The organism is Streptomyces sp. NPDC012637, assembly GCF_042954805.1.
Classification (GTDB): Bacteria; Actinomycetota; Actinomycetes; order Streptomycetales; family Streptomycetaceae; genus Streptomyces.
In genome coordinates, this window is sequence record NZ_JBIBDS010000002.1 from 282,745 (window position 1) to 305,877 (window position 23,133).

A 23,133-nucleotide genomic window follows, 5' to 3' on the forward strand; every position below is an offset into this window, starting at 1 on the left:
GCTCCGAGGTACTACTGGGCGAGGTGGTCCGGGCCGAAGGCCTGCGGGAGCATCTCCGCCAGGGTGCTGAATCCCGCGGGCGTCTCCAGGACGAGTTCGGGGCCGCCGAACTCGTACAGGAGCTGCCGGCAGCGGCCGCACGGCACCAGCGGGCCGCCACTGCCGTCCACGCACACGAAGTGCGTCAGCCGCCCGCCGCCGGTCGCCTGGAGCTGCGAGACCAGGCCGCACTCGGCGCACAGGCCGAGGCCGAACGAGGCGTTCTCCACGTTGCAGCCGGAGACCACCCGCCCGTCGTCGACGAGGGCCGCCGCGCCGACCGGGAACTTCGAGTACGGGGCGTAGGCGTGGGACATCGCCTCGCGCGCCCTCGTCCGCAGCAGCTCCCAGTCCGGCTCGGAGCCGGCCCGGGTCACTTGCCCTGGCCCTTCCGGTACGGCAGTCCGTCCGCCTTGGGCATGCGCAGGCGCTGCGCCGACAGGGCGAGCACGAGCAGCGTGGTGACGTACGGAGCGGCGTCCACGAACTGGCTCGGGACCTCGTCGGTCAGCGCGTACCAGAGGAAGAAGCCGGCCGAGAAGAAGGCGGCGAGCGCAGCGGCCACGTACTTCTTCTTGTACAGCTGCCACAGGGTGGCGATCACGAGGAGGACCGCGACGAGCAGCAGCAGGGCGTGGACGTTCTCGGCGCCGCCGCGCAGCTTGAGGCTGTCGGTGAAGCCGAACAGGCCGGCGCCCATCGCCATGCCGCCCGGCATCCAGTTGCCGAAGATCATCGCGGCGAGACCGATGTAACCGCGGCCGCCGGTCTGGCCTTCCTGGTAGATGCCGGTGGAGACGATCGCGAGGAACGCGCCGCCGAGGCCCGCGAGGGCACCGGAGACCGCGACGGCGACGTACTTGTACTTGTAGACGTTGACACCGAGCGACTCGGCGGCGACCGGGTTCTCACCGCAGGAACGCAGCCGCAGGCCGAAGGCCGTGCGCCACAGCACCCACCAGGTGGCCGGGACCAGCAGGATGGCGACCACGGTCAGCAGCGACAGGTTGGTGACCAGACCGCCGAGGATGCCCGCCAGGTCGGAGATCAGGAACCAGTGCTTGGCCTGGAGGTCGGCCAGCCAGTCCGAGAGCCCCGGGATGGTGATCTGGGTGATCTGGTCGATGCGCGGGGACTGCTTGGAGGAGCCGCCCTCGGCCTCGGCGAACGTGAAGTTCGACAGGTACTGGGTGAAGCCCACCGCGAGGATGTTGATCGCGACACCGGACACGATGTGGTTCACGTTGAACGTGACGGTGATGATCGCGTGCAGCAGACCGCCCAGCGCGCCGCCGAGCAGGCCGACGACGACACCCGTCCACGGGCCCCACTGGTAGCCGGCCCAGGCGCCGAACCAGGTGCCGAGGACCATCATGCCCTCGAGACCGATGTTGACGACGCCCGCGCGCTCGGACCACAGACCGCCGAGACCGGCGAGACCGATCGGCACCGCGAGCTGCAGCGCGCCGGAGACCTGGCCGACGGAGGTGAGGTCGTTGGCCCCCGAGACGGCCCGGACCATCGAGAACAGGACGAGACCGGCCGCGACGATCAGCAGGATCCAGGGCCAGGTGAGCTTGCGGCGGCCGCCCGCCTTCTTGGGCGCGGCGCTCGGCTTGGTGACGGTGCCCGTGCTCATGCCGCAACCTCCTTGTCGGTCTTGATGGCGCCGCCGGCGGCGAGTTCCTCGCCGACCTTCTGCTGCTGGCGGCGGAGGCCGTAACGGCGGACGAGTTCGTAGGAGACGACCACGGCGATCACGATGATGCCCTGCATGATCTTGGTGATCTCCTTCGGGTAGCCCTCCACGTCGAGCGACGACGAGGCCTTCTCCAGGAAGGCGAAGAGCAGGGCGGCGAAGAAGATGCCGACCGGGTGGTTACGGCCGAGCAGCGCGATGGTGATGGCGGTGAAGCCGACACCGACGGGGAAGTCGAGGCTGTACGTGTGGGTCTCGCCGAGCAGGGTCGGCATGCCGGACAGACCGGCGAGGGCGCCGGAGAGCAGCATCGAGGTGAGGATCATCTTCTTGGCGTCGACACCGCTGGCCTGGGCCGCGGACTCGCTGGCGCCGGTGGCGCGCAGGTCGAAGCCGAAGCGGGTGCGGTTGAGGACGAACCAGTAGACGACACCGAGCGCCAGCGCCACGAAGGTGAAGCCGTAGATGACGCCGTTGCCCTCGCCCATGTCGATGCCCGGGAACCAGCCGGACTCGGAGATCTCACCGGTGGTGAGGTTGTTGGAGCCCTCGGGCTGGACGCCGAAGTTCTTCGGCAGGATCAGCCAGGCCACCAGCGAGGTCGCGATGGCGTTGAGCATGATCGTCGAGACGACCTCGGAGACGCCGCGGGTGGTCTTCAGGATGCCGGCGATGCCGGCCCAGAAGGCACCGGTGAACATCGCGACCAGCACGATCACCAGGATGTGCAGCGGGCCCGGCAGCTCGATGGACGCGCCGACCAGGGCGGAGACCATCGCGGCGAGCCGGTACTGGCCGTCCACACCGATGTTGAAGAGGTTCATCCGGAAGCCGATGGCCACGGCCAGGGCCGCCAGGTAGTAGATCCCGGTCTGGTTGACGATCAGGACCTGGATGTCCGAGTACCCGGCCTGGTCGATCATCAGCCGGATCGGCTCGATCGGGTCGAGGCCCGTGGCGAGCAGCACCAGCACGGTGAGCACGAACGAGGAGACCAGCGCGAGCACCGGGCCCGCGGCCCCGATGATCAGCTTGTCCTTGTCGAATTTCATCATCGGGCGTCACCGTCTTCGGGGTGCTCTGCGGAGGGCGCGTCGGTGCCTTCGAGGTGGCCGGTGGCCGCGCCGGTCATGGCGGAGCCCAGCTGCTCGGGCGTGATGGTGGCGGGGTCGGCGTCCGCGACGAGCTTGCCGCGGTACATGACCTTGAGGGTGTCGGACAGGCCGATCAGCTCGTCGAGGTCGGCGGAGATCAGCAGCACCGCGAGGCCCTCGCGGCGGGCGTCCCGGATCGCGTCCCAGATCTGCGCCTGCGCGCCGACGTCCACACCGCGGGTGGGGTGGGCGGCGATCAGGAACTTGGGGGCGTGGCTCATCTCGCGGCCGACGATCAGCTTCTGCTGGTTGCCGCCGGAGAGGGAGGCCGCGGTGACGTCGATGCCGGGCGTGCGGACGTCGTACTCGCGCACGATCCGCTCGGTGTCCTTGCGGGCGGCCTTCGGGTCGAGGACACCGCGCTTGGAGTTGGGCGCCTCGGTGACGTGGCCGAGGATGCGGTTCTCCCAGAGCGGGGCCTCGAGGAGCAGGCCGTGGCGGTGGCGGTCCTCGGGGATGTAGCCGATGCCGCCCTCGCGGCGCTTGCGCACCGAGGTGGCGGAGATGTCCCGGCCGTCGAGGGTGATGACGCCCTCGTCGGGGGCGTTCATGCCCATGAGGGCCTCGATGAGCTCGGTCTGGCCGTTGCCCTCGACGCCGGCGATGCCCAGGATCTCGCCCTTGTGGATGGTCAGCGAGACGTCGTCGAGCAGCTTGCGGCCCGCGCCGACCTCCTGGAGGGCGACGGCGCCGGACGGGTCCGGCGGGGCGGCGGTGGTCAGCGGGGCGGCGGCAGCGGCGCCGGCCTCGGTCAGGGTGAGGCCCTTGACCTGGAGCATCGGGACGTCCGTGACCGTCGACTCGCGGGTCTCCGGGGACGGCAGCTCGGTGCCGACCATCAGCTCGGCGAGCTGCTTGGTGGTGGCGGTCCTCGGGTCGGCGGTGCCGACGGTGGTGCCCCGGCGGATGACGGTGATGTCGTCGGCGACCTTCAGTACCTCGCCCAGCTTGTGCGAGATGAAGATGACCGTGAGGCCCTCGGACTTGAGCTCGCGCAGGTTGTCGAAGAGCGCGTCGACCTCCTGCGGGACGAGCACGGCGGTCGGCTCGTCGAGGATGAGGATCCTGGCGCCGCGGTAGAGGACCTTGAGGATCTCCACGCGCTGCCGGTCGGCGACGCCGAGGTCCTCGACCAGCGCGTCGGGGCGGACGCCGAGGCCGTACGCGTCGGAGATCTCCTGGATCTTCCTGCGGGCCTTGGCACCGATGCCGTAGAGCTTCTCGCCGCCGAGGACGACGTTCTCCAGGACGGTGAGGTTGTCGGCGAGCATGAAGTGCTGGTGCACCATGCCGATGCCGCGCGCGATGGCGTCACCGGGGCTGGAGAAGGAGACCTGCTCGCCGTCGATGGCGATGGTGCCCTCGTCCGGCTTCTGCATGCCGTAGAGGATCTTCATCAGGGTCGACTTGCCGGCACCGTTCTCACCGATGAGGGCGTGCACGGTGCCCTTGCGAACGGTGATCGCGATGTCCTTGTTGGCGACGACGCCGGGGAAGCGCTTGGTGATGCCGTGGAGTTCTACGGCAGGGGGGCTGGACGCGTTGATGGCGCACTCTCCTTGGCCGGAAGGAGTGGGAGCGGAGGGGCAGGGCGGGGCGAAGTTATCGTGCCGCTGGGACATCTACACGCGTAGCACTGCCGAAAATTGAAAACCCGTACGGGAATCGGGCCCGTTCCGGGGGAATGGGGCCGGGGCCCGGCTCCGGTGGAGGTGCCACTGGAGCCGGGCCCGCAGGCTCAGGTCAGGACCTGGATGCCGTTACGGCGTGGTCTTGACGGTGATCTTGCCGTCGACGATTTCCTTCTTCGCCTTGTCCACGGCGGCGACCATCTCGGTCATGCTGGAGTACGCCGGGTTGGACGTGGCCAGGCCGACGCCGTCCGTCGCGAGGCCGTAGCGGACCTCGCCCGACTGCGGCTTGCCGTCCTTGACCGACTTGATCAGGTTGTAGACGGAGTCGGACACGTCCTTGGTGACCGAGGTCAGGATGTGGTCCTTGTAGGCCGCGAGGCCCTTCTGGTTGTACTGGTCCGAGTCCACGCCGATGGCCCACTTGCCGGCCTTGGCGGTGGCCTCGATCGCGCCGGAGCCGGCGAGACCGGCGGCGGCGTAGATCACGTCGGCGCCCTTGTCGAGCTGGCCCTGCGCGGCGGCCTTGCCGAGGTCGGGCTTCGAGAAGCCGTCGAAGTTCGGGGGCTGGGTCAGGTACTGGGTGAGCACCTTGGCCTTGGGGTTGGTGTCCTTGACGCCCTGGACGAAGCCCGCCTCGAACTTCTTGATCAGCGGAACCTCGACACCGCCGATGAAGCCGACCGTGCCGGTCTTGGACGCCTTGGCGGCGGCGACGCCGGCCAGGTAGGAGCCCTGCTCCTCGTTGAAGACCATGTTGGCGATGTTCGGGCCGGTCTTCGACGTGTCGTCGATGAGGCCGAAGGTGGTCTTCGGGTAGGCCTTGGCGACCTTCTCGATGGCCGGCGCGTAGGCGAAGCCGACACCGATGACCGGGTTGTTGCCGGCGCGGGCGAGCGCGGTGAGGCGCTGCACCTTGTCGGCGTCGCCCTCACCCTCCGAGGGCTCGGCCTCGGCGCCCTTGACGCCCAGCTCGTCCTCGGCCTTCTTCAGACCCGCGTAGGCGGCGTCGTTGAAGGACTGGTCGCCACGGCCGCCGATGTCGTAGGCGATGGCGGCCTTGACGGCACCGGCGCTCGCGGTGGAGCTGGAGCCCGAGTCCGTCGACGACTTGCCACACGCGGTGGCGGACAGCGCGAGCGCCGCGGAGGCGATGCCCACGGTCGTGATCCTGGTGATCCGGCGCAAGAGGAGGGTCCCTTCAAGACTGACCGAAAGCGCCTCTTCCGGCGCTGGTTTCGCGGCGATCGTAACGCGCGTAGATGTCAGTTAAAGACCCGTTCATGAGTCGTTATCGGATCGACGCGAACCGGCCAGGGCGGACACCGGCGGCGTCCGGCCCGATACCGCCCGTCATACACGCTGGTGCGGGCGTACGGGCCGGGCCCCGAAGCGACACGCCGGACACTGGGCCGGGCGGATGAAGGCCCTCCGGTCCCGCATTAAGTCGTACTTAAACGTCCGGATTTCATCGTCGCGCGAGGCCCCGTCCCAGCCCCGCAACGGTCCCCCGCGCCGGCCCGAGGACCGGCCCGCGCCCGCCCCCACGACCGGCGCCGGGATCAGCGTTTGACGGGCTTCGGTGCGGCGTCGAGCAGCGCGGCGGCGGTGAACAGCTCCACGCCCACCCCGATGGCCCGCTCGTCGACGTCGAAGTCGCCGGCGTGCAGGTCACGGACCCGGGTGTCACCGGGCGTGCGGACGCCGAGCCGGGCCATGGCGCCGGGGACGTGCTCCAGGTACCAGGAGAAGTCCTCGCCGCCGAGGGACTGCTCGGTGTCCTCGACCGAGAGCGGGCCGCGGCGGGCGGTCATGGCGTCGCGGAGCAGCTCGGTGACGACCGGGTCGTTGACGACCGGCGGGACGCCGCGGACGTAGTCGACGGTCGACTTGGCGCGGTGCAGCGTGGCGATCTCGTCGATCGCGGCGTGCACCAGGTCCGGGGCCTCGCGCCAGGTCGGCAGGTCGAGACAGCGGACGGTGCCGGAGAGCTCGGCGTGCTGCGGGATGACGTTGGGCGCGTGGCCGGACTCGATGCGGCCCCAGGTCACCGAAAGGCCGGAGCGGGCGTCCACCCGGCGGGCCAGCACGGCGGGCACGTCGACCGCGATGCGGGCGGCGGCGGTGACCAGGTCGGTGGTGAGGTGCGGGCGGGCGGTGTGGCCGCCGGGGCCGTCGAGGGTGACCTCCAGGCGGTCGCAGGCGGAGGTGATGGGGCCGGGGCGCAGCCCGATCTTCCCGGCGTCGACCCTGGGGTCGCAGTGGACCGCGAGGATCCGGCCCACGCCGTCCAGGACGCCCGCCGCGACGGCGTCGGCGGCGCCGCCGGGCAGCACCTCCTCGGCGGGCTGGAACAGCAGCCGTACGGCCGCGGGGAGGCGGCCCTGGCGGTCGAGGTCGGCGAGGACGAGTCCGGCGCCCAGCACGGCGGTGGTGTGGACGTCGTGGCCGCAGGCGTGGGCCCGGTTCTGCTCCCGGGAGCGGTACGCGACGGTCTTGACGTCCGGGATGGGCAGCGCGTCCAGGTCGGCGCGGATCGCCAGCATGGGCCGTCCGCGGTCCCAGGTCCCGATGTCACAGATCAGCCCCGTACCGCCGGGGAGCACCTGCGGTCGCAGGCCCGCGGCCTCCAGACGGGCTCTGACCGCGGCGGTGGTACGGAACTCCTGGTTGCCGAGCTCGGGGTGCATGTGCAAGTCCCTGCGGAACGCGATCAGTTCGGCACGCAGGGGTTCGGACAGCGTTCCGGGCAGTGCTGCGGGCTCCGCGCCGGGACCGGGCTCTCGGGACTTCAACTGGTTCACCTTTTGAAGGGTAGGCCCCCAGTGAGATCAACTGCCCGTTGATCACGAAAAGTTCAGCCCGTTAGGGGAAAGAAATCTTGTTCCTTGGGCATGACGGTCACCCTCTGTGGGTACGCTTACCCGAATTCGAGTCTTTCGGTCCGGGTCGCGGTGCCGGCGACGCCGGCCAGGAAGCCCTGGGCGCGGGGCGAGGCGTTGTCGCGCAGCCACTCGGGGGCGATCTCGCAGACGGCGACCTTCACGCCGGTGCCCGCGAGGGCCAGCGGCAGGGTGTGCACGACCGTGGACGGAAAGCTGACGATCGTGCGGCCGACGGGGCCGCGGCGGGCGATCAGCTCCAGCGGCAGGTCGGGCCGGACCACTTCCAGACCGGTCTCGACCGCGATCCGGTGCAGCTTCTCGGCGCTCTCGCGGCGGTGCGCGAAGTAGCGGGTGGCGCCGTGGGTGCGGGCCAGGACGGTGACGGCCCGCAGGTACTCGTCCGGGTCGACGACGCCGGTCTCGACCAGGGAGGTGCCGACCAGGTCGGCGCCGCGGGTGAGCCGGGGCGGGCCGAAGCGGGACCGGGTCCAGGCGAAGTCGTTGGCGGTGACGGTGGTGCCGGGCGGCGGTTCGACCGGAAGCGAGGTGAAGATCTCCACGGTGCGGCGGCGGCCCGGCGCCAGCTTGCGGCGGGCGAGCGTCGTGACCGGTGCGAGCACCAGCTCGCGCGGCCCCCGGCCGCTGCCCCGCCGGTGCCAGCGCACCAGACGCTCGCCGCGCGCGAGTTGGGCGGCGAACTCCATGGTGGCGGTCCCGTCGTCGACGACGGTGACGCGGCGGGGCCCGAAGAGGGTGAGCAGCAGCTGGACGTAGCGCGAGAACGGATCGCCGACGATCACCCGGTCCGCGGCCCGCAGCGGCCCCGCGAGCTCGCGCAGCGTACTGACCAGCGCCCCCCGGCCCTGCCGCGCGTCCTGCCACTTCACGGTGACGCCCTCGTCCCGGGCCAGCTGGGCCATCCGGCGCAGCTGGCCGCGGGACATGGGGTCGGTGGGCGACAGCACGACCACGGTGAGCCCGAGCGGGGCGAGCGGCCCGGGCGGGCCCGAGGGACCCGGGGGCCAGGTGGGGCCGGCGTCGGGGCCGGCGTTCGCCGACGGATGCCCGTCGGGGCCCCGGTCCGCTTCCCCGGTGCCCGGCGCGCCGGGTTCGGCGGCGCGGCCGTGGCCGGCCGCCGGCGCCGCCGGCCTCGCGGCCCCGGCCCGCCGTCCGCCGGTCGGCTGGGCCGGGACGCCCGGGAGGGCGGCGGCGGGGCGGCGGGCCGTGGCGTGGGCCCATTCCAAAACGTTCAGCAGCTGGACCGGGCTCTCGACGAACGCCAGCTGGCCGGTCATGCGGAGACGAGTCCCTGGACCCGGCGGAGCTTCTTCATCGGGCCGAGCTCCGACTCGTACACCTTCTTCACGCCGTCGCCCAGCGCGGTCTCGATCGTGCGGATGTCGCGGACCAGGCGCTGCAGGCCCTGGGGCTCGACGGAGGCGGCCTGGTCGGAGCCCCACATGGCGCGGTCGAGGGTGATGTGGCGCTCCACGAACGTGGCGCCGAGCGCGACGGCGGCGAGGGTGGTCTGCAGGCCGGTCTCGTGGCCGGAGTAGCCGATCGGCACGTTCGGGTACTCCTCCCCCAGCGTCTGGATCACGCGCAGGTTGAGCTCCTCGGCCTTCGCCGGGTAGGTGGAGGTGGCGTGGCAGAGGAGGATGTTGTCCGAACCGAGGACCTCGACCGCGTGGCGGATCTGCTTCGGGGTCGACATGCCGGTGGAGAGGATCACCGTGCGACCGGTGGCGCGCAGCTCGCGCAGCAGCTCGTCGTCGGTGAGGGAGGCGGAGGCCACCTTGTGGGCGGGGACGTCGAACTTCTCCAGGAAGGCGACGGCCTCGGTGTCCCACGGGGAGGCGAACCAGTCGATGCCGCGCTTCCTGCAGTGCTCGTCGATGGCGCGGTACTCGTCCTCGCCGAACTCGACGCGGTGGCGGTAGTCGATGTACGTCATCCGGCCCCAGGGCGTGTCCCGCTCGATGTCCCACTGGTCGCGCGGGGTGCAGATCTCCGGGGTGCGCTTCTGGAACTTGACGGCGTCACAGCCCGCCTCGGCGGCCACGTCGATGAGCGCGAAGGCGTTGTCCAGGTCGCCGTTGTGGTTGATGCCGATCTCACCCGTGACGTAGACGGGCCGGCCCGGGCCTGCGGTCTTGCTGCCGAGGGTGCGGAGACGGTTGCTGCTCATGGTGGTGGTTCCTTACGAGTTGGGGGTGCGGGGCTCGGGGATGGTGAGCTCGGGTCCGAGGAGCCAGGCGGCGATCTCGCGGATCGCTCCGGAGCCGCCGGGGGTGTCGGTGACCGCACGGGCGGCGGCCCGTACGGCGTCGTGGGCGCTGCCCACCGCGACGGGCCAGCCGACGAGGTGGAAGCAGGGCAGGTCGTTGACGTCGTTGCCGGCGTAGAGCACGCGCTGCGGGTCGACGCCCTGCTCGTCGCACCACTGCTTGAGGGCGAGGTCCTTGCGGTCCACGCCGTGCAGCACGGGGACGCGGAGCTTGCGCGCGCGGGCGGCGACGACGGGGTTCTGCTCGGTGGAGAGGATCAGCAGCGGTACGCCGGCCTTGCGGAGGGCGGCGATGCCGAGGCCGTCACCGCGGTGCACGGAGACGAACTCGCGTCCGTCGGCGTCGATGTGGACCCGGTCGTCGGTCTGGGTGCCGTCGAAGTCGAGGACGACGGCGTCGACGTCGGCGAGGGCGGGTGTGGCGGCCTCGTCGACGAGCGGCGCGATCGCACGGGCGCGGGCCAGGTCGTGCGGGTCGTCGATCTCCAGGACGCGGGCCGGGTCGGTGACGACGAGCGCGGTGCGGCCGAAGAAGCGGTGCCCGTGGGTACGGAAGCCCTCGGCGGCCATCGCATAGACGGCGCCGGTCTCCAGGTACTCGGGTTCGCGGTCCTGGCGGCGCGGCCGGTGGGCCTTGTCGTGGTTGACGCCGGTGGCGTCACCGTCGGTCTCCCGCCACAGGAAGCCGTGGCTGGGGGCCGCGGTGAAGGCGGTGTCGGCCGCGCCGGAGGTGATCCGCCCGGCGGTCTCGGCCACTTCCTGCGGTGTGAGGAAGGGGCTGGTGCACTGCACGAGCAGCACCACGTCGGCGGTGCGCCCCTGGGTGGCCTCGAAGGCGTCCATGGCGTGCAGCACGGCCGACTCGCTGGTCGCGGTGTCACCGGAGAGCTCGGCGGGGCGGTGCACCGCCTCGGCGCCGAAGGCGCGGGCGGCCTCGGCGATGGCCGGGTCGTCGGTGGAGACGACGACGTCGGTGACGCCGGGGGCGCCGAGGCAGGCCCGGACGGCCCGGCCGACCAGCGGGATCCCGGCGACCGGGGCGAGGTTCTTGGCGGGAACGCCCTTGGAGCCGCCCCGTGCGGGGATGACGGCGAGCACGGTCGGCGTGTCGGTGGGCATCAGAGTTCTCCCAAGCGGCGGATGACGGGGGCCACGCGCTGGACGCCGTGGCGGTAGGCGCCGCGCGCCGCCTCGCGGACGATGCGGCGCACCCCGCTCTCGCGGGGCTCGGGCGCGGTCACGTCGAGACGGTGGCGGGCGAGGATGCCCGGCAGGTAGCCGCCGGCGGTCTCGGCCGTGTAGTACGGGGCGACCGGCGGCAGCGCGGGTCCGGCGAGGAGTTCGGCGACCCGCTCGCGGGCCGCGTCGAAGGCCCTCTCGTACGGGATCCCCCCGGGCAGTCCCGCGGCGCCGACGCCCTGGCGGGCCAGCCACTGCTCGTCCGGCTCCGGTGCGGCGCCCTTGTCGAGCGCGTCGAAGGACGTGAGCAGTCCCGAGCCGATGAAGTGGTGGTTGCCGAGCGCCTCGCGCACGCCGAGGTCGGTGAGGACCGCGGTGGGGACGCGTCGGTGCAGGGCTTCCAGGGCGGCCGTGGAGGACACGGTGACCAGCAGGTCGGTGCGGTCCAGGACCTCGCCCATGTGCCCGTACACGAGGCGGAAGTTGGGCGGTGCGGGAAGGTCGCGCACCAGCTTCTGGTACGGGAACTCCTCCAGGTGCGTGGTGTGTTCGCCCGGCCGGGAGCGCAGCTTGAGCAGCACCTCGCGGTCCGGGTGCAGCCGGGCGTGCTCGACCAGCCGGCGCAGCACGTAGGCGCGTTCCGCCTTGGTGACCGGCACGGAGGGCTGCGCGGCGAAGACCAGGGTGTCGCGGCCGGGTTCGGGGCGGTGCGGGGCGCCGCCCAGGAAGGGCAGGGCGGCCTCGACGACCGCGCCGGGGTCGGCGCCGACGCCCTCGTACACGGCTCGGAAACGCTCCGCGTCGTGGCGGGAGTTGGCGAGGACCACGTCGGCGCCGTGCCGCAGCAGCAGCCCGTCGGCGAGCTTCTCGTAGACGACGCCGACATAGCCGGTGACGAGCACCGGGCGGCGGTCGAGGGCGAGGTCGGCGAGGCCCTGGAGCATGGCGCGGACGGTGCCGCCGACGAGGGCGAGCACGACGACGTCGTAGCCCTCGCCGCGGTCGGCGGCGTCGCGTACCTCACGCAGGAACTCCGTGCCCGTCACCTCGCGCGGGGCGGTGTCGGACACCGCGGTCTCGGCGAGCTGGCGGGAGGTGGGGGTGGCGCGGCCGCGCAGGACGAATCCGGTGGGACCCGCCGGCTCCGCGGGCTCGGCGCCCGCGGCGCCCTCAGCGGATTCCGGGGTGATTCTGCGTGCGGTGAGCACGCCCCATTTCCACCGGGTGTCGGAGTCGGCGAGAACGGCGACGCGCACCGCTCGATCGGTACGTGATGGCACGTCCAGGACGCTAGGAGGGCCGGGGGATTCACAGCCCAACTGGGCCGCAACAAATGGTTAACAGCACCATGACGCATTGCGGGAAACGGACAGAAAGAGGTGCGGATCCGGGGCGGTTAAGGGGCTCGCCGCTTTGTGTTCACCGGGCATCCCCTTGCCGGTCAGGACGAATGCCGGGGCGCCGCCTAGCGTCGATTCCGTGGTCAAGCTCTCCGTCGTCGTGCCGTTCTACAACGTGCAGACATATGCCCCCGACACCCTCAGAAGCCTGCGTGCGAACGCCCGTGAGGACTTCGAGTTCCTGCTGGTCGACGACTGTTCGACGGACGGGACCCCGGAGCTCCTGGAACGGGCGGAGCGCGAGATCCCGGGGGCCCGGCTGCTCCGGCACGCGCGCAACGAGGGACTCGCGACCGCCCGCAACACCGGGCTCGACGAGGCCCGCGGCCGGTACGTGGCCTTCCTGGACGGGGACGACTGGCTCTCGCCCGGCTTCTACGCGGGCCTGGTCGCCACCATGGACGAACTGGACTGCGACTTCCTGCGCACCGACCACGTCCGGGTGACCGGCCGGAACCGCTCCGTGCGGCGGGCGCCCGTGGGCCGGCGCGGAGAGCTGCTGCGGCCCCGGGACGCGATCCTGCCGGCCGACCGGACGACCTCGGTGGACTACCCGTACGCCTGGGCCGGGATGTACCACCGGCGGCTGCTCGACCGGGGGCTCCTGCACTTCCCGCACGGGCTGCGGACGGCCGAGGACCGGCCGTGGATCTGGCGGCTGCACCGGGAGGCGGAATCCTTCGCCGTGACCGGTGATCTGGGAATCTTCTACCGGCGCGGAGTCGCCACCTCGCTCACGCAGATCGGTGACGTCCGGCAGCTCGATTTCATCCGCGCTTTCGATCAGGTGATCGACGGGGCAAAGAACGATCCCGACGCGGAGCTGCTGCTTCCGAAAGCCGTCCGCACCTATTGCGCGGTGATTTCCCACCACATCGGGAACATGGCTAAATTCGAACCCCAGGTCGGCCGCGAATTGCGGGCGATGAGCTCGGGCGCGCTGCGGCGGCTGCCGCAGGACGTGCTCGCCGAGGCGCTGGCGGCGATGGGCGAGGACCGCGCCGGCCCGCTGCGCCGGCTCAAGCGCCGCCGCCCCGCGCCCGCCCCCGCCGCTCCCGCCGCCCCGGCCCAGGAAGTGAACGCCGCATGAGCAGCGAGACCCGCACCGGCACCACCCAGATCTTCTACGCCTCCACCCTGTACGGGGCGGCCACCCTCGCCGCGGCCCTCGACAGCGGCTGCTTCCGCCCGGCCGGACGGCGGCTGCTGCTCGTCTCCACCAACGCGGCCGTGCCGGAGACCACCACCCCGCTGGACCGGATGCCCGGATTCGAGCGGCTGCGCGGCCGGTTCGACGGGATCCTGGACTGGAACGAGACCATCGAGCCGCTGCACCCGGGCGGCTGGACCCCGCGCCCGGACGACCTGCCGCTGCTCCAGCGGCACCTGCGACGACTGTGGGGGCTCGGCACCGACCGGGTCGAACTCGTCGTGGAGTCCCTCCAGGTGGCGCCCGCCCTGACGATCGCCCAGCTCTTCCCCGACGCGTCGATCGACGTCTACGCCGACGGCCTGATGAGCTACGGCCCCACCCGCAACAAGATCGACCCGCTGGTCGGCGAACGGGTGCGCCGGCTGCTCCACCTGGATCTGGTGCCCGGCCTGGAGCCGCTGCTGCTGGCCGAGTTCGGCGCCGCTCCGGAGACCGTGCCGACGGAGGCCTTCACCAAGGTCGTCGAGGAGCTGTCCGGCCCCGAGGCCGCGGAGCCGGGCCCGGGACAGGGTCCCGCCCTGCTGCTCGGCCAGTACCTGGCGGCGCTCGCTCTCCTCACCCCCGCCGAGGAGAGCGAGCTGCACCTGCGGATGGTGCGCGGAGCGGTCGCCCGCGGCCACCGCCGGCTGGTGTTCAAGCCGCACCCGACGGCGCCCGACGCATGGTCGGAGGCCCTGGTCCGGGAAGCGCGGGCGCTGGGCGCCGAGCTGACCGTCGAGGACCGGCCGGTGCTCGCCGAGGTGCTCTACCGGGAGCTGCGGCCCGCCCTCGTCGTGGGCTGCTTCTCGACGGCGCTGTTCACGGCGAGCGCCTTCTACGGGATCGCGACCGCCAGGGTCGGCACCCGGCCGCTGCTGGCCCGGCTCTCGCCGTACCAGAACAGCAACCGGGTGCCGGTGGCCCTGGTGGACTCGCTGGTGCCGGACCTGGAGGAGCCCGGGCAGCCGGCGCTCGACCTGCCGGAACTGACCGGCCTGGTCGCGGCGGTGGGCTTCGCGATGCAGCCGAAGGTCAGGCCGGACCTGCGCGAGGCGGCCGTACGGCATCTGTCCGGCCCGCTCGCGGTCCGCACCCGGCACCACTTCACCCGCCGCCGGCTGACCTCGCTCGGCCTCCCCGGCGGCCTCCCGGTCCCCCGCCACCCGGGTCTGCGCCGCCTGGCCCGCCGCGCCCTGAAACTGAAGCGACGGGCCCTGGGCGGCCGGTGACCCGGCAGCCCGGCCTGCGCGCCGGGCGGGCCTGCGCGCCGGGCGGGGTCAGACTCGGGTGATCGGCTCCTGGATCTCGGCGACCCAGCCGGCGGGGTCCTCCGGGCACTCCAGGTACAGCTCGCGGGCGTAGCCGGCGGAGCGGTAGCCGTTGGTGTCGATCCAGGAGGCCAGGGTCTGCACGGTCGGGAGGATCCCGTCCATGGAGCCGCGGTGGACGATGGTGGCGGCCTCCTCGATGCCCGGCAGGACGTGCACCAGCACGCCCTCCGCGGCCGTCCCCTCGGGGACGGTCATGCCGGCGTGCACGACGACCGAACCGTCGCCCCTGCCCGCGTCCTCGTAGTAGGCGATGCCCGGTCCGAACCCGGTGACGCCCGCCGCCTCCAGGCGGCCGCACAGCTCCTCGTACAGCGGGCCGATGACCGGGCTGATGTCCTTCGGCCCGAAGCTGCCGGCGGTGCCGCTGAGCTCGGCGATCCGGACGGCGGGGATCTTCTTGACGACGACGTCCTGCGTGGACATGCGTCCCTCGCTCTCGATGGCTCGGAGCCGCGCACCGACCTGGGCGAGCCGGGCCCGCGCCTCCTCCAGGGCCGTCTCCAGCTCGGCCTGGCGCAGGCGCAGCATTCCGCGCAGCTCGTCCGCGCCGATCTCGTCGTCGAGGATGGCCGCCACCTGTTCGAGGGTGAAGCCGAGGTCCTTGAGCGCGATGACGCGGTTGAGCCGGGCGAGCTGGTCCGCGGAGTAGAAGCGGTAGCCGCTGTGCGGGTCGACGTGGGCCGGGCGCAGCAGTCCGATCGCGTCGTAGTGACGCAGCATGCGGACCGACACCCGCCCGTGCCGGGCGAAGTCTCCGATGGTGAACATGACGTCTCCTACGGAACGGCCTCACACCGTGTCAGGGTCAACCGGTCAGGCGGCGCTGCTCAGCGAGAGCTTCACCGCGAAGCCGAGGAAGAGCGCGCCGGCGGCGGACGTCGCTCCCGCCGAGAGGCGCTTGCGGCGCCGGAAGGTGGAGGCGAGGCGGGTGCCGCCGAATATCAGGGTCGTCAGGTAGAGGAAGCTGCCGAGCTGCAGCAGGGTCCCGAGGACCAGGAAGGACAGCGCCGGGTAGGCGTAGGACGGGTCCACGAACTGCACGAAGAAGGAGATCAGGAAGAGGATCGCCTTGGGGTTGAAGAGGCTGATGACCAGCGCCCGGCGGTAGGGGCGCTCCACCGGCCCGGCGGCGCCGTCGGCGGCCGGCTCGTCCGCGTCGGCCTGGCCGCGGGTGCGCCACATGTCGCGGGCGGCGCGCAGCATCCCGTACGCCATCCAGGCCAGATAGCCCGCGCCCGCGTACTTGACGATCATGAAGAGCAGCGGGGTGGTCTGGAGCAGCGAGGCGGCGCCTAGGGCGGCCAGGGTCATCAGGACCGCGTCGCCGGTGAACACCCCGGCCGCGGCCTTGTATCCGGTCCTGGTGCCCTTGCGGGCGGCGACGGACAGCACGTACAGCGAGTTCGGCCCCGGCAGGAGGATGATGAGGACGAGCCCGGCGAGATAGGTCGGCAGATCGGTGACACCCAGCATGGAGCGGAGTGTCGCACGTGGGTACGACACTCCGCTCGGGTGTTTCGTATCGCGGAAGACCGGGAGGAGGCGGCGGGGAACGTCAGAAGGCGTCGGTGGGGACGTAGGTGCCCCAGACCTCGCGCAACGCGTCGCAGACTTCGCCGACCGTGGCCCGCGCCCTGAGCGCCGTCTTCATCGGGTAGAGGACGTTGGCCGTGCCCCCGGCCGCCTTCCTGAGCTCGGCGAGCGCCGCGTCGACCGCCGCCTGGTCGCGCTCGGCCCGCAGCCTCGCGAGCCGTGCGGCCTGCTGGGCCTCGATCGCCGGGTCGACCCGCAGCGGCTCGTAGGGCTCCTCGACGTCGAGGGCGAAGCGGTTGACGCCGACGACGACCCGCTCGCCGGAGTCGGTCTCCTGCGCGATGCGGTAGGCGGAGCGCTCGATCTCGCCCTTCTGGAAGCCGCGCTCGATCGCGTCGACCGCGCCGCCGAGGTCCTCGACCTTCCGCATGAGCTCCAGGGCCGCGGCCTCGACGTCGTCCGTCATCCTCTCGACCACGTACGAGCCGGCGAACGGGTCGACGGTCGCGGTGACGTCGGTCTCGTACGCCAGGACCTGCTGGGTGCGCAGCGCGAGCCGGGCGGACTTGTCCGTCGGCAGTGCGATGGCCTCGTCGAAGGAGTTGGTGTGCAGGGACTGCGTGCCGCCGAGGACGGCCGCGAGGCCCTGGACCGCGACCCGGACGAGGTTGACCTCGGGCTGCTGGGCGGTCAGCTGCACGCCGGCGGTCTGGGTGTGGAAGCGGAGCATCAGCGACTTGGGGTTCCTGGCTCCGAACTCCTCCTTCATCACCCGTGCCCAGATCCGGCGGGCCGCCCGGAACTTGGCGACCTCCTCCAGGATCGTCGTGCGCGCCACGAAGAAGAAGGAGAGCCGCGGCGCGAAGTCGTCCACGTCCATGCCGGCGGCGATCGCGGTGCGGACGTACTCGATGCCGTCGGCGAGGGTGAAGGCGATCTCCTGCGCGGGCGAGGCGCCCGCCTCCGCCATGTGGTAGCCGGAGATCGAGATGGTGTTCCACTTCGGGATCTCGGTCCTGCAGTACGCGAAGATGTCCGCGGTCAGCCGCAGGGAGGGCTTGGGCGGGAAGATGTACGTGCCGCGGGCGATGTACTCCTTCAGCACGTCGTTCTGGATGGTGCCGGTCAGCCTGTCCGCGGGGACGCCCTGCTCCTCGCCGACGAGCTGGTAGAGCAGGAGCAGCAGCGCGGCCGGGGCGTTGATGGTCATCGAGGTGGACACCTTGTCCAGCGGGATCCCGTCGAACAGCACCCGCATGTCGTCGAGCGAGTCGACGGCCACGCCCACCTTGCCGACCTCGCCGTGCGAGATCGGCTCGTCGGAGTCGTGGCCCATCTGGGTCGGCAGGTCGAAGGCGACCGACAGGCCCATGGTGCCGTTCGCGATGAGCTGCTTGTAGCGGGCGTTGGACTCGACGGCCGTGCCGAAGCCGGCGTACTGGCGCATCGTCCACGGCCGGCCGGTGTACATCGACGGGTACACACCGCGGGTGAACGGGTAGGCGCCGGGCTTGCCCAGCTTCTCGGCCGGGTCCCAGCCGTTCAGCGCCTCGGGCCCGTAGACCGGCTCCACGGGCAGCCCCGACTCGGACTCGCGCGCCATCTGCTGTGCCTCCCGATCGACGTCGTGCTTCCTCCCAGCATGCCCGTCTCGTTTCGGTCACGTGCGCAACCACTCGGGCGTGGGAAGCATCACTTCGTACACACGTCATTCTTCCCGGGGGGCTCCGATGAAGCGTTCGTCATCCGTCATACGCAGAGCAGTGCTGGCCACCGCCGCCGTCGCGCTCGCCGCCGGCTGTACGGCCCAGGCGGCGGGCCCCGGCTCCGGCGGGACCACGGGTGCCGCGACGCCGCCCGCCGGCACCACCGCTCCCCCGGCGACGCCCACCTCCGACGACAAGCCGTCGGCCACGCCCACGACGGAGAAGCCGAAGGCCAAGGTCCTGATGAAGGACGGCGACGAGAACGAGCAGGTGCGCGAGCTCCAGGCGCGGCTGCGCCAGGTCGGCTACTTCGACCGGGCGCCGACCGGCTTCTTCGGCACGATGACGGCGGGCGCGGTGAAGGCCTTCCAGAAGAAGCGGGAGCTGCCGCAGACCGGTTCGGCCGACGAGGTCACCTGGCAGCGGCTGGTCGCCATGACGCACAGGCCGACGGCCGACGAGCTGAAGCCGTCCACCACCAACAAGCTGGACACGCCCGACCCGCGCTGCATGACCGGGCGGGTGATGTGCATCAGCAAGGAGAGCCGGACGCTGGCCTGGATGATCGACGGCAAGGTCGTGTCGTCGTTCGACGTGCGCTTCGGCTCGGAGAACACCCCGACCCGCGAGGGCGAGTTCAAGGTGGAGTGGAAGGCCCGCGACTGGACGTCGACGATCTACCACACCCCCATGCCGTACGCGATGTTCTTCAGCCGCGGCCAGGCGGTGCACTACTCGTCGGACTTCGCGGCCCGCGGCTACAACGGTGCCTCGCACGGCTGCGTGAACGTCCGTGACAAGGGCAAGCTCGCGGTGCTGTTCGACCAGGTGAAGGCGGGCGACAAGGTCGTCGTGCACTGGTGATCGTGCGCCGCAGGACCGTCGGATGACCCCGTAGGAGAGAGGGCGCGGGTGGGACCGGGGGAACGTGCCCCACCCGCGCCGGTGCGCCGAGCCGAAGGTACGGGGGGAACCCCGGCTCCTTGCGCTCGCCGATGACCAGTCGGCTCACTCAGTACTGCGTCGCGGGGTCGAAAAGTGTCACACCCCCTGTCGGCGCTATGAACGTGAGCGGTCCTTGCCGTGCGTTCCGCCGTTCGTGGCGCCGCCCGTTCCGCCGTTGCCGCCGCCGTCCCGGTCACGGTTCTTCCCGTGGTCCCGGTCGTGGTCGCCTCGGTCGCTCTTGTCGTCGCCGTCGGCGCTGCCCGAGTCGGAATCGCCGGAGCCGCCACTGCCCGGGCCGCCGGACGACGTCCGCCCGGCGGTGGGCTTGGGCGTGGCGGTGGCGGTGGCGGGCGCGCCGGAGAGGATCCGGTCGCAGTAGCGCTTCACGGTCTCGCCGCTGCGGAGCGCGTTCACGAGCCGGTCGCGGCCGCTGTCGGCCAGCCGGCCGGCTCGGTAGTCCTGGCAGGCCTGGATCACCTTGGTGCGCTCGTCGCCCTCCGGCGTCCGGCCGTCGGCGGTCTCGCCGGGCCTGGCGGTGCCGCCGGCTCCCGCCGAGGTGCCGGGGCCGTCCGTGGCGCCGGGAGTGGCGTTCTGTCCGTCGCGGTCCGTCGGGACGCCGGGTACCTGCGTTCCGGCGCCGCCGCTCGGCGAGCCGGAGGTGCCGGGGCTGCCGGACTCGCCGGGCGGTGTGGTGCCGACGGACACGACCGACTTGCCGGGCTCCGGGTCGGTGGTCAGCGGCAGCATGCCGGTGCCCGCGGCGACGGCGACACCGCCGACGGTGACGGCGGCGACCGCGGCGGCCAGGCCGTAGCGCAGGGAGCGGCCCCAGCGGCGGCCGGTGAGCACGGGCGCGATCCGGACGCGGCCGAGGTCCGTGGCGGCCTGACCGGCGTATCCGGGTACGGCGGCACCGGCCGCGCGCTCGGCGACGGCCTTGCGGAAGGCGGCGAGCGCGGCGGCCTCGCCGGGGAGTTCGCCGTCGGGCCCCGCGACCGGTCCGGCGGCGGGGGTGCGGGCCGTTTCGAGGACGCGCGCGAGGAGTTCGGCCTGCGCGCGGGAGGCGTCGTCGACGGGGTCGACCGGCTCGCCGCGCAGCAGCCGCTCCGCGGCCTCCTGGTCGAGCCACTGGTACCGCTCGTCGGCCATCACATGTCCTTCTGCGTCCGCGCGTGCGATTGCGTCACACCGCCGGGGGAGCCGGCCCCCGGCCGGGGGCCGCGTTGCGGAGGGACGCCGTCCAGCGAGGCGGTGTCGTCGGCACCGGCCGCGCCGAGGAGTTCGGCGAGTTTCTTGAGGCCGCGGTGGGCGGCGGTACGGACGGCGCCGGGGCGCTTGCCGAGGGTGTCGGCCGCGCTCTTGGCGTCCAGTCCGACGACGACCCGCAGGACGACGGCCTCGGCCTGGTCCTGCGGCAGCTGGGCGATGAGGTGCATGGTGCGGCCGGTGGCCAGGGCTTCCAGGGCCTCGTCCGCGGTGTCGGAGTCGGCGGGCTTGTCGGTGAGCTCGGTCTCGTCGCCGCCGACGGAGGGCCGACGGCCGCGCATCCGGATGTGGTCCAGGGCGCGGTTGCGGGCGATACGGGCGGCCCAGCCGCGGAACCGGTCCGCGTCGCCGTCGAAGCGGTCGATGTCGCGGGCGATCTGCAGCCAGCTCTCGGATGCCACGTCCTCGGCGTCGGCCTCGCCGACCAGAGTGCGTATGTAGCCCAGGAGCCGCGGATGCACCGCACGGTAGACGGTACGGAAGGCGTGCTCGTCGCCGTTCTGCGCGGCGAGCACTGCGGCTGTCAGCTCCGCCTCGTCCCCCAGCACTCCCCACACCTGTTCGTCGTCGCGCTCATCGCGGCTGGTCGTCACCGCCACGCCGCCCAGGGCGCAGCAGAACGCTACGTCCTTTTCGGGCGCCGCGTCCACGCGGGTCCGGTTCTTTGTGCAACTCGCAACTTCGGGGTGTGACAGAAAACGCACGCCCGGCGCTGTTAGGAGTACGGGGCCGTGCTGCGGCTCCGCGGACGACGACCGGGGCCTCTCCTGTGGGGGGTGGCGGCCCCGGTCGTCTTCCTTTCACCTGCGGTTTCGGGCGCCCCAAGACGGGCGCCCTTTTCTTTTGCCTTCGACTGTCAACCATCCGTTGACAGCCCGGGACTGTCAACCTAGGGTTGCACTCATGACGAATCCACTCGGCATGAGCAACCCCGTGCGACTCGACGACCTGATCGAAGCGATCAAGCAGTCCCACTCGGACGCCCTCGACCAGCTGACCGGCGCGGTCATCGCGGCGGACCACCTCGGCGAGGTCGCCGACCACCTCATCGGCCACTTCGTGGACCAGGCGCGGCGGGCCGGCGCCTCCTGGACCGACATCGGCAAGAGCATGGGCGTCACCCGGCAGGCCGCCCAGAAGCGCTTCGTCCCCAAGGACGACAAGGAGGCGGACGCGGCGAAGATGGACCCGAACGCCGGCTTCAGCCGGTTCACGCCCCGGGCCCGCAACGTCGTGATGGCCGCGCAGAACGAGGCCTCCGCCGCCCGCAACGACAAGACGGTCCCGGCCCACCTGGTCCTCGGCCTGCTGGCCGAGCCGGAGGGCCTCGCGGGCCACTGGATCGCCGGCCAGGGCGTCACCGCGGAGCAGCTCCGCGAGGCCGTCACCCCGACGCTGCCGCCGGCCGCCGAGGAGGTGCCCGCGCTCATCCCGTACGACGCGGAGGCCAAGAAGGTCCTGGAACTCACCTTCCGGGAGGCCCTGCGGCTCGGCCACAACTACGTGGGCACCGAGCACATCCTGCTCGCGCTCCTGGAGTTCGAGGACGGCAAGGGCGTGCTCGCGGGCCTCGGCCTCGACAAGGCCCGCGCCGAGCAGGAGATCTCCGCGGCGATCAGCTCGCTGTCGATCGCGAACACCGAGCCGGAGGCCTGACCGGCGCACGGCTCGGGCGGTACGGGCTGCCCGGCCCGTACGGCTCAGGCGGTGGCCCGGCCCGTGCGGCTCAGGCGGCGGCCCGGCCCGTACGGCTCAGGGGGTGGCCCGGCCCGTTGGCCCGGGCGGTACGGGCTGCCCGGCCCGTGCGGCTCAGGCGGTGCGCGCCCTGCGCGAGACGACCGCGCGCAGGACGCGCCCGCCCTCGGTCGAGAGGTCCCGGGCGCGGCGCAGTCCGGTCGGGCCGTGCGCCACGGCCTCCAGGACGGCCTGCTGGCGGCGGAGTTCGCCCGCGTGCAGCGGGCCCGCGTCGGTGGCGTCATAGTGGGCGTGCGCGGTGAGCGCCGCCCCGGAACAGCGCCGGGCCCACTCCCGCAGCGGTTCCACGGCCCAGTCGGCGGGCGCGTCGTCGAGCATCCCGCGCACGAGGGCGGCGACCTCGCCACCCGGCCCGGAGCCCGCGCCGTCGAGTTCGACCCGCGCCTTGGCGACGGCCTCGCCCCAGGCGCCGCCGTCGCCGCGGGCCACGGTGGCCCAGGCCGGCCGGAGGACGTCCGCGGCGTCGGGCGCGAGCAGCGGCAGACACCGGTCGAGACAGGCGAGTCCGGCGGCCGCGAGGCCCCGCTCCTCGGCGCGGTCGATCAGTTCCTGCAGGCTCGTGCTCGTCACGGACGTCATGGACGCCTCCTCGCCAGCTATGCGGACGCAGTACTTCCACTACTGCGCCGCCCGGCGCGTTTTCGTCACTGCGCGGCCGGAATCATGCCAGTGGTCTTCGGGCCCTGCATAGAGGTCGGACGCAGGACGAACACGGCCGCGAGGACGGCCACGAGGGCGTTCAGCAGGTCGGCCGCGGCCAGCGCGCCGGCGCCGGTGACGAATCCCGCGACGGTGTCGGCGGAGACGTACGCCCAGGTCCCGCCCGCCGTGACCAGCGCCACGACGCCGAGTCCGGACCACCAGCCGGCGCCCGCCCGGCGGCGGCGCAGCAGGACGGCCAGGAACACCGCCGTGACCGGCACCAGCAGGCACTGGAGCGCGCCCGCCGTCGCCAGGCCCAGGTCACCGAAGCCCGCGGGGTCGGGGTGGTCGGCGAGAGGGCCGAGGAACAGGCCGCGCACGCTCCACGCTGCCGCCGCGGCGAGGGCGTCGACGACGGCGGTGACGGCGAGCAGGGCGGCGACGGCGTACGTCAGGCCGTCACGGTCAGGGTTCATGGTGCGTGCCCCC

The 23,133-nt window shown here is 72.3% G+C and carries 21 protein-coding genes; 4 read left to right on the plus strand and 17 right to left on the minus strand.

The features are described 5' to 3' along the window. Window positions 1-11 precede the first annotated feature (11 nt). From ACFY8W_RS09370 to ACFY8W_RS09415, 10 genes are all read right to left on the minus strand, one after another. Window positions 12-416 carry a cytidine deaminase gene (locus tag ACFY8W_RS09370; RefSeq protein WP_391102385.1) on the minus strand — a complete coding sequence of 135 codons (405 nt, stop codon included), beginning with the start codon at window positions 414-416 and terminating at the stop codon, window positions 12-14. Continuing rightward, window positions 413-1,678, minus strand: coding sequence for an ABC transporter permease (locus tag ACFY8W_RS09375; protein ID WP_391102387.1), 1,266 nt, complete (start codon window positions 1,676-1,678; stop codon window positions 413-415). The genes ACFY8W_RS09370 and ACFY8W_RS09375 overlap by 4 nt, the downstream gene beginning before the upstream one ends. Continuing rightward, window positions 1,675-2,793, minus strand: a complete 1,119-nt coding sequence (locus tag ACFY8W_RS09380; protein WP_391102389.1) for an ABC transporter permease — start codon at window positions 2,791-2,793, stop codon at window positions 1,675-1,677. The genes ACFY8W_RS09375 and ACFY8W_RS09380 overlap by 4 nt, the downstream gene beginning before the upstream one ends. Further along, window positions 2,790-4,514, minus strand: coding sequence for an ATP-binding cassette domain-containing protein (locus tag ACFY8W_RS09385; RefSeq protein ID WP_391102391.1), 1,725 nt, complete (start codon window positions 4,512-4,514; stop codon window positions 2,790-2,792). Before ACFY8W_RS09385 ends, ACFY8W_RS09380 begins: the two co-directional genes overlap by 4 nt. A 138-nt stretch (window positions 4,515-4,652) precedes the next feature. Continuing rightward, window positions 4,653-5,711: a BMP family ABC transporter substrate-binding protein gene (locus ACFY8W_RS09390; protein WP_391102394.1), complete on the minus strand. Its 1,059-nt coding sequence runs from the start codon at window positions 5,709-5,711 to the stop codon at window positions 4,653-4,655. 374 nt (window positions 5,712-6,085) lie between these two features. Beyond that, window positions 6,086-7,327, minus strand: a complete 1,242-nt coding sequence (locus ACFY8W_RS09395; RefSeq protein ID WP_391102396.1) for an amidohydrolase — start codon at window positions 7,325-7,327, stop codon at window positions 6,086-6,088. A 116-nt stretch (window positions 7,328-7,443) separates the two neighbouring features. Beyond that, window positions 7,444-8,703: a hypothetical protein gene (locus ACFY8W_RS09400; protein ID WP_391102398.1), complete on the minus strand. Its 1,260-nt coding sequence runs from the start codon at window positions 8,701-8,703 to the stop codon at window positions 7,444-7,446. Next, entirely contained in the window at window positions 8,700-9,596 is an 897-nt protein-coding gene (locus ACFY8W_RS09405; protein ID WP_391102400.1) for an N-acetylneuraminate synthase family protein, read from the minus strand. The genes ACFY8W_RS09400 and ACFY8W_RS09405 overlap by 4 nt, the downstream gene beginning before the upstream one ends. A 12-nt stretch (window positions 9,597-9,608) precedes the next feature. Further along, a complete protein-coding gene (locus ACFY8W_RS09410) occupies window positions 9,609-10,814 on the minus strand; it encodes a cytidylyltransferase domain-containing protein (protein ID WP_391102403.1) in 1,206 nt (401 codons plus the stop codon). After that, a complete protein-coding gene (locus tag ACFY8W_RS09415) occupies window positions 10,814-12,154 on the minus strand; it encodes a DUF6716 putative glycosyltransferase (protein ID WP_391102405.1) in 1,341 nt (446 codons plus the stop codon). Before ACFY8W_RS09415 ends, ACFY8W_RS09410 begins: the two co-directional genes overlap by 1 nt. A 199-nt stretch (window positions 12,155-12,353) precedes the next feature. Here ACFY8W_RS09415 and ACFY8W_RS09420 point away from each other — a divergent pair, with 199 nt between their 5' ends. Together ACFY8W_RS09420 and ACFY8W_RS09425 are read left to right on the plus strand one after the other, a co-directional pair. Further along, window positions 12,354-13,364 (plus strand): glycosyltransferase, encoded by a 1,011-nt coding sequence (locus ACFY8W_RS09420; RefSeq protein ID WP_391102407.1) that lies wholly within the window; start codon window positions 12,354-12,356, stop codon window positions 13,362-13,364. Further along, window positions 13,361-14,695: a polysialyltransferase family glycosyltransferase gene (locus ACFY8W_RS09425; RefSeq protein ID WP_391102409.1), complete on the plus strand. Its 1,335-nt coding sequence runs from the start codon at window positions 13,361-13,363 to the stop codon at window positions 14,693-14,695. The genes ACFY8W_RS09420 and ACFY8W_RS09425 overlap by 4 nt, the downstream gene beginning before the upstream one ends. A gap of 48 nt (window positions 14,696-14,743) precedes the next feature. On the opposite strand, the gene ACFY8W_RS09430 is transcribed toward ACFY8W_RS09425, so the two are convergent. The 3 genes from ACFY8W_RS09430 to ACFY8W_RS09440 form a co-directional block, all read right to left on the minus strand. Next, window positions 14,744-15,565 (minus strand): MerR family transcriptional regulator, encoded by an 822-nt coding sequence (locus ACFY8W_RS09430; protein ID WP_391102411.1) that lies wholly within the window; start codon window positions 15,563-15,565, stop codon window positions 14,744-14,746. Window positions 15,566-15,610: 45 nt separating this feature from the next. Beyond that, window positions 15,611-16,270 (minus strand): leucine efflux protein LeuE, encoded by a 660-nt coding sequence (leuE, locus tag ACFY8W_RS09435; protein ID WP_391102413.1) that lies wholly within the window; start codon window positions 16,268-16,270, stop codon window positions 15,611-15,613. Window positions 16,271-16,352: 82 nt separating this feature from the next. Further along, on the minus strand, window positions 16,353-17,933 hold the full coding sequence (locus ACFY8W_RS09440; RefSeq protein WP_391102416.1) for a methylmalonyl-CoA mutase family protein: 1,581 nt from the start codon (window positions 17,931-17,933) through the stop codon (window positions 16,353-16,355). A gap of 127 nt (window positions 17,934-18,060) precedes the next feature. Between ACFY8W_RS09440 and ACFY8W_RS09445 the strand changes: the two genes are divergently transcribed. Next, the gene (locus ACFY8W_RS09445; RefSeq protein ID WP_391102418.1) at window positions 18,061-18,900 is read left to right on the plus strand and encodes a peptidoglycan-binding protein; all 840 of its coding nucleotides are present in this window, start codon (window positions 18,061-18,063) and stop codon (window positions 18,898-18,900) included. A gap of 195 nt (window positions 18,901-19,095) precedes the next feature. Here the strand turns inward: ACFY8W_RS09445 and ACFY8W_RS09450 are convergent, their stop codons facing one another. Both ACFY8W_RS09450 and ACFY8W_RS09455 read right to left on the minus strand, forming a co-directional pair. Continuing rightward, on the minus strand, window positions 19,096-20,130 hold the full coding sequence (locus ACFY8W_RS09450; protein ID WP_391102420.1) for a hypothetical protein: 1,035 nt from the start codon (window positions 20,128-20,130) through the stop codon (window positions 19,096-19,098). Continuing rightward, window positions 20,130-20,795, minus strand: coding sequence for a sigma-70 family RNA polymerase sigma factor (locus ACFY8W_RS09455; RefSeq protein WP_391103834.1), 666 nt, complete (start codon window positions 20,793-20,795; stop codon window positions 20,130-20,132). Before ACFY8W_RS09455 ends, ACFY8W_RS09450 begins: the two co-directional genes overlap by 1 nt. 355 nt (window positions 20,796-21,150) lie before the next feature. Between ACFY8W_RS09455 and ACFY8W_RS09460 the strand changes: the two genes are divergently transcribed. Then, complete coding sequence (locus ACFY8W_RS09460) at window positions 21,151-21,903, plus strand: Clp protease N-terminal domain-containing protein (RefSeq protein ID WP_391102422.1); 753 nt, start codon at window positions 21,151-21,153, stop codon at window positions 21,901-21,903. A 153-nt stretch (window positions 21,904-22,056) separates the two neighbouring features. Here ACFY8W_RS09460 and ACFY8W_RS09465 read toward each other — a convergent pair whose 3' ends face one another. Beyond that, window positions 22,057-22,581 carry a hypothetical protein gene (locus tag ACFY8W_RS09465; RefSeq protein ID WP_391102425.1) on the minus strand — a complete coding sequence of 175 codons (525 nt, stop codon included), beginning with the start codon at window positions 22,579-22,581 and terminating at the stop codon, window positions 22,057-22,059. 65 nt (window positions 22,582-22,646) lie between these two features. Further along, window positions 22,647-23,120: a hypothetical protein gene (locus ACFY8W_RS09470; RefSeq protein ID WP_391102428.1), complete on the minus strand. Its 474-nt coding sequence runs from the start codon at window positions 23,118-23,120 to the stop codon at window positions 22,647-22,649. Between the last annotated feature and the right edge of the window lie 13 nt (window positions 23,121-23,133).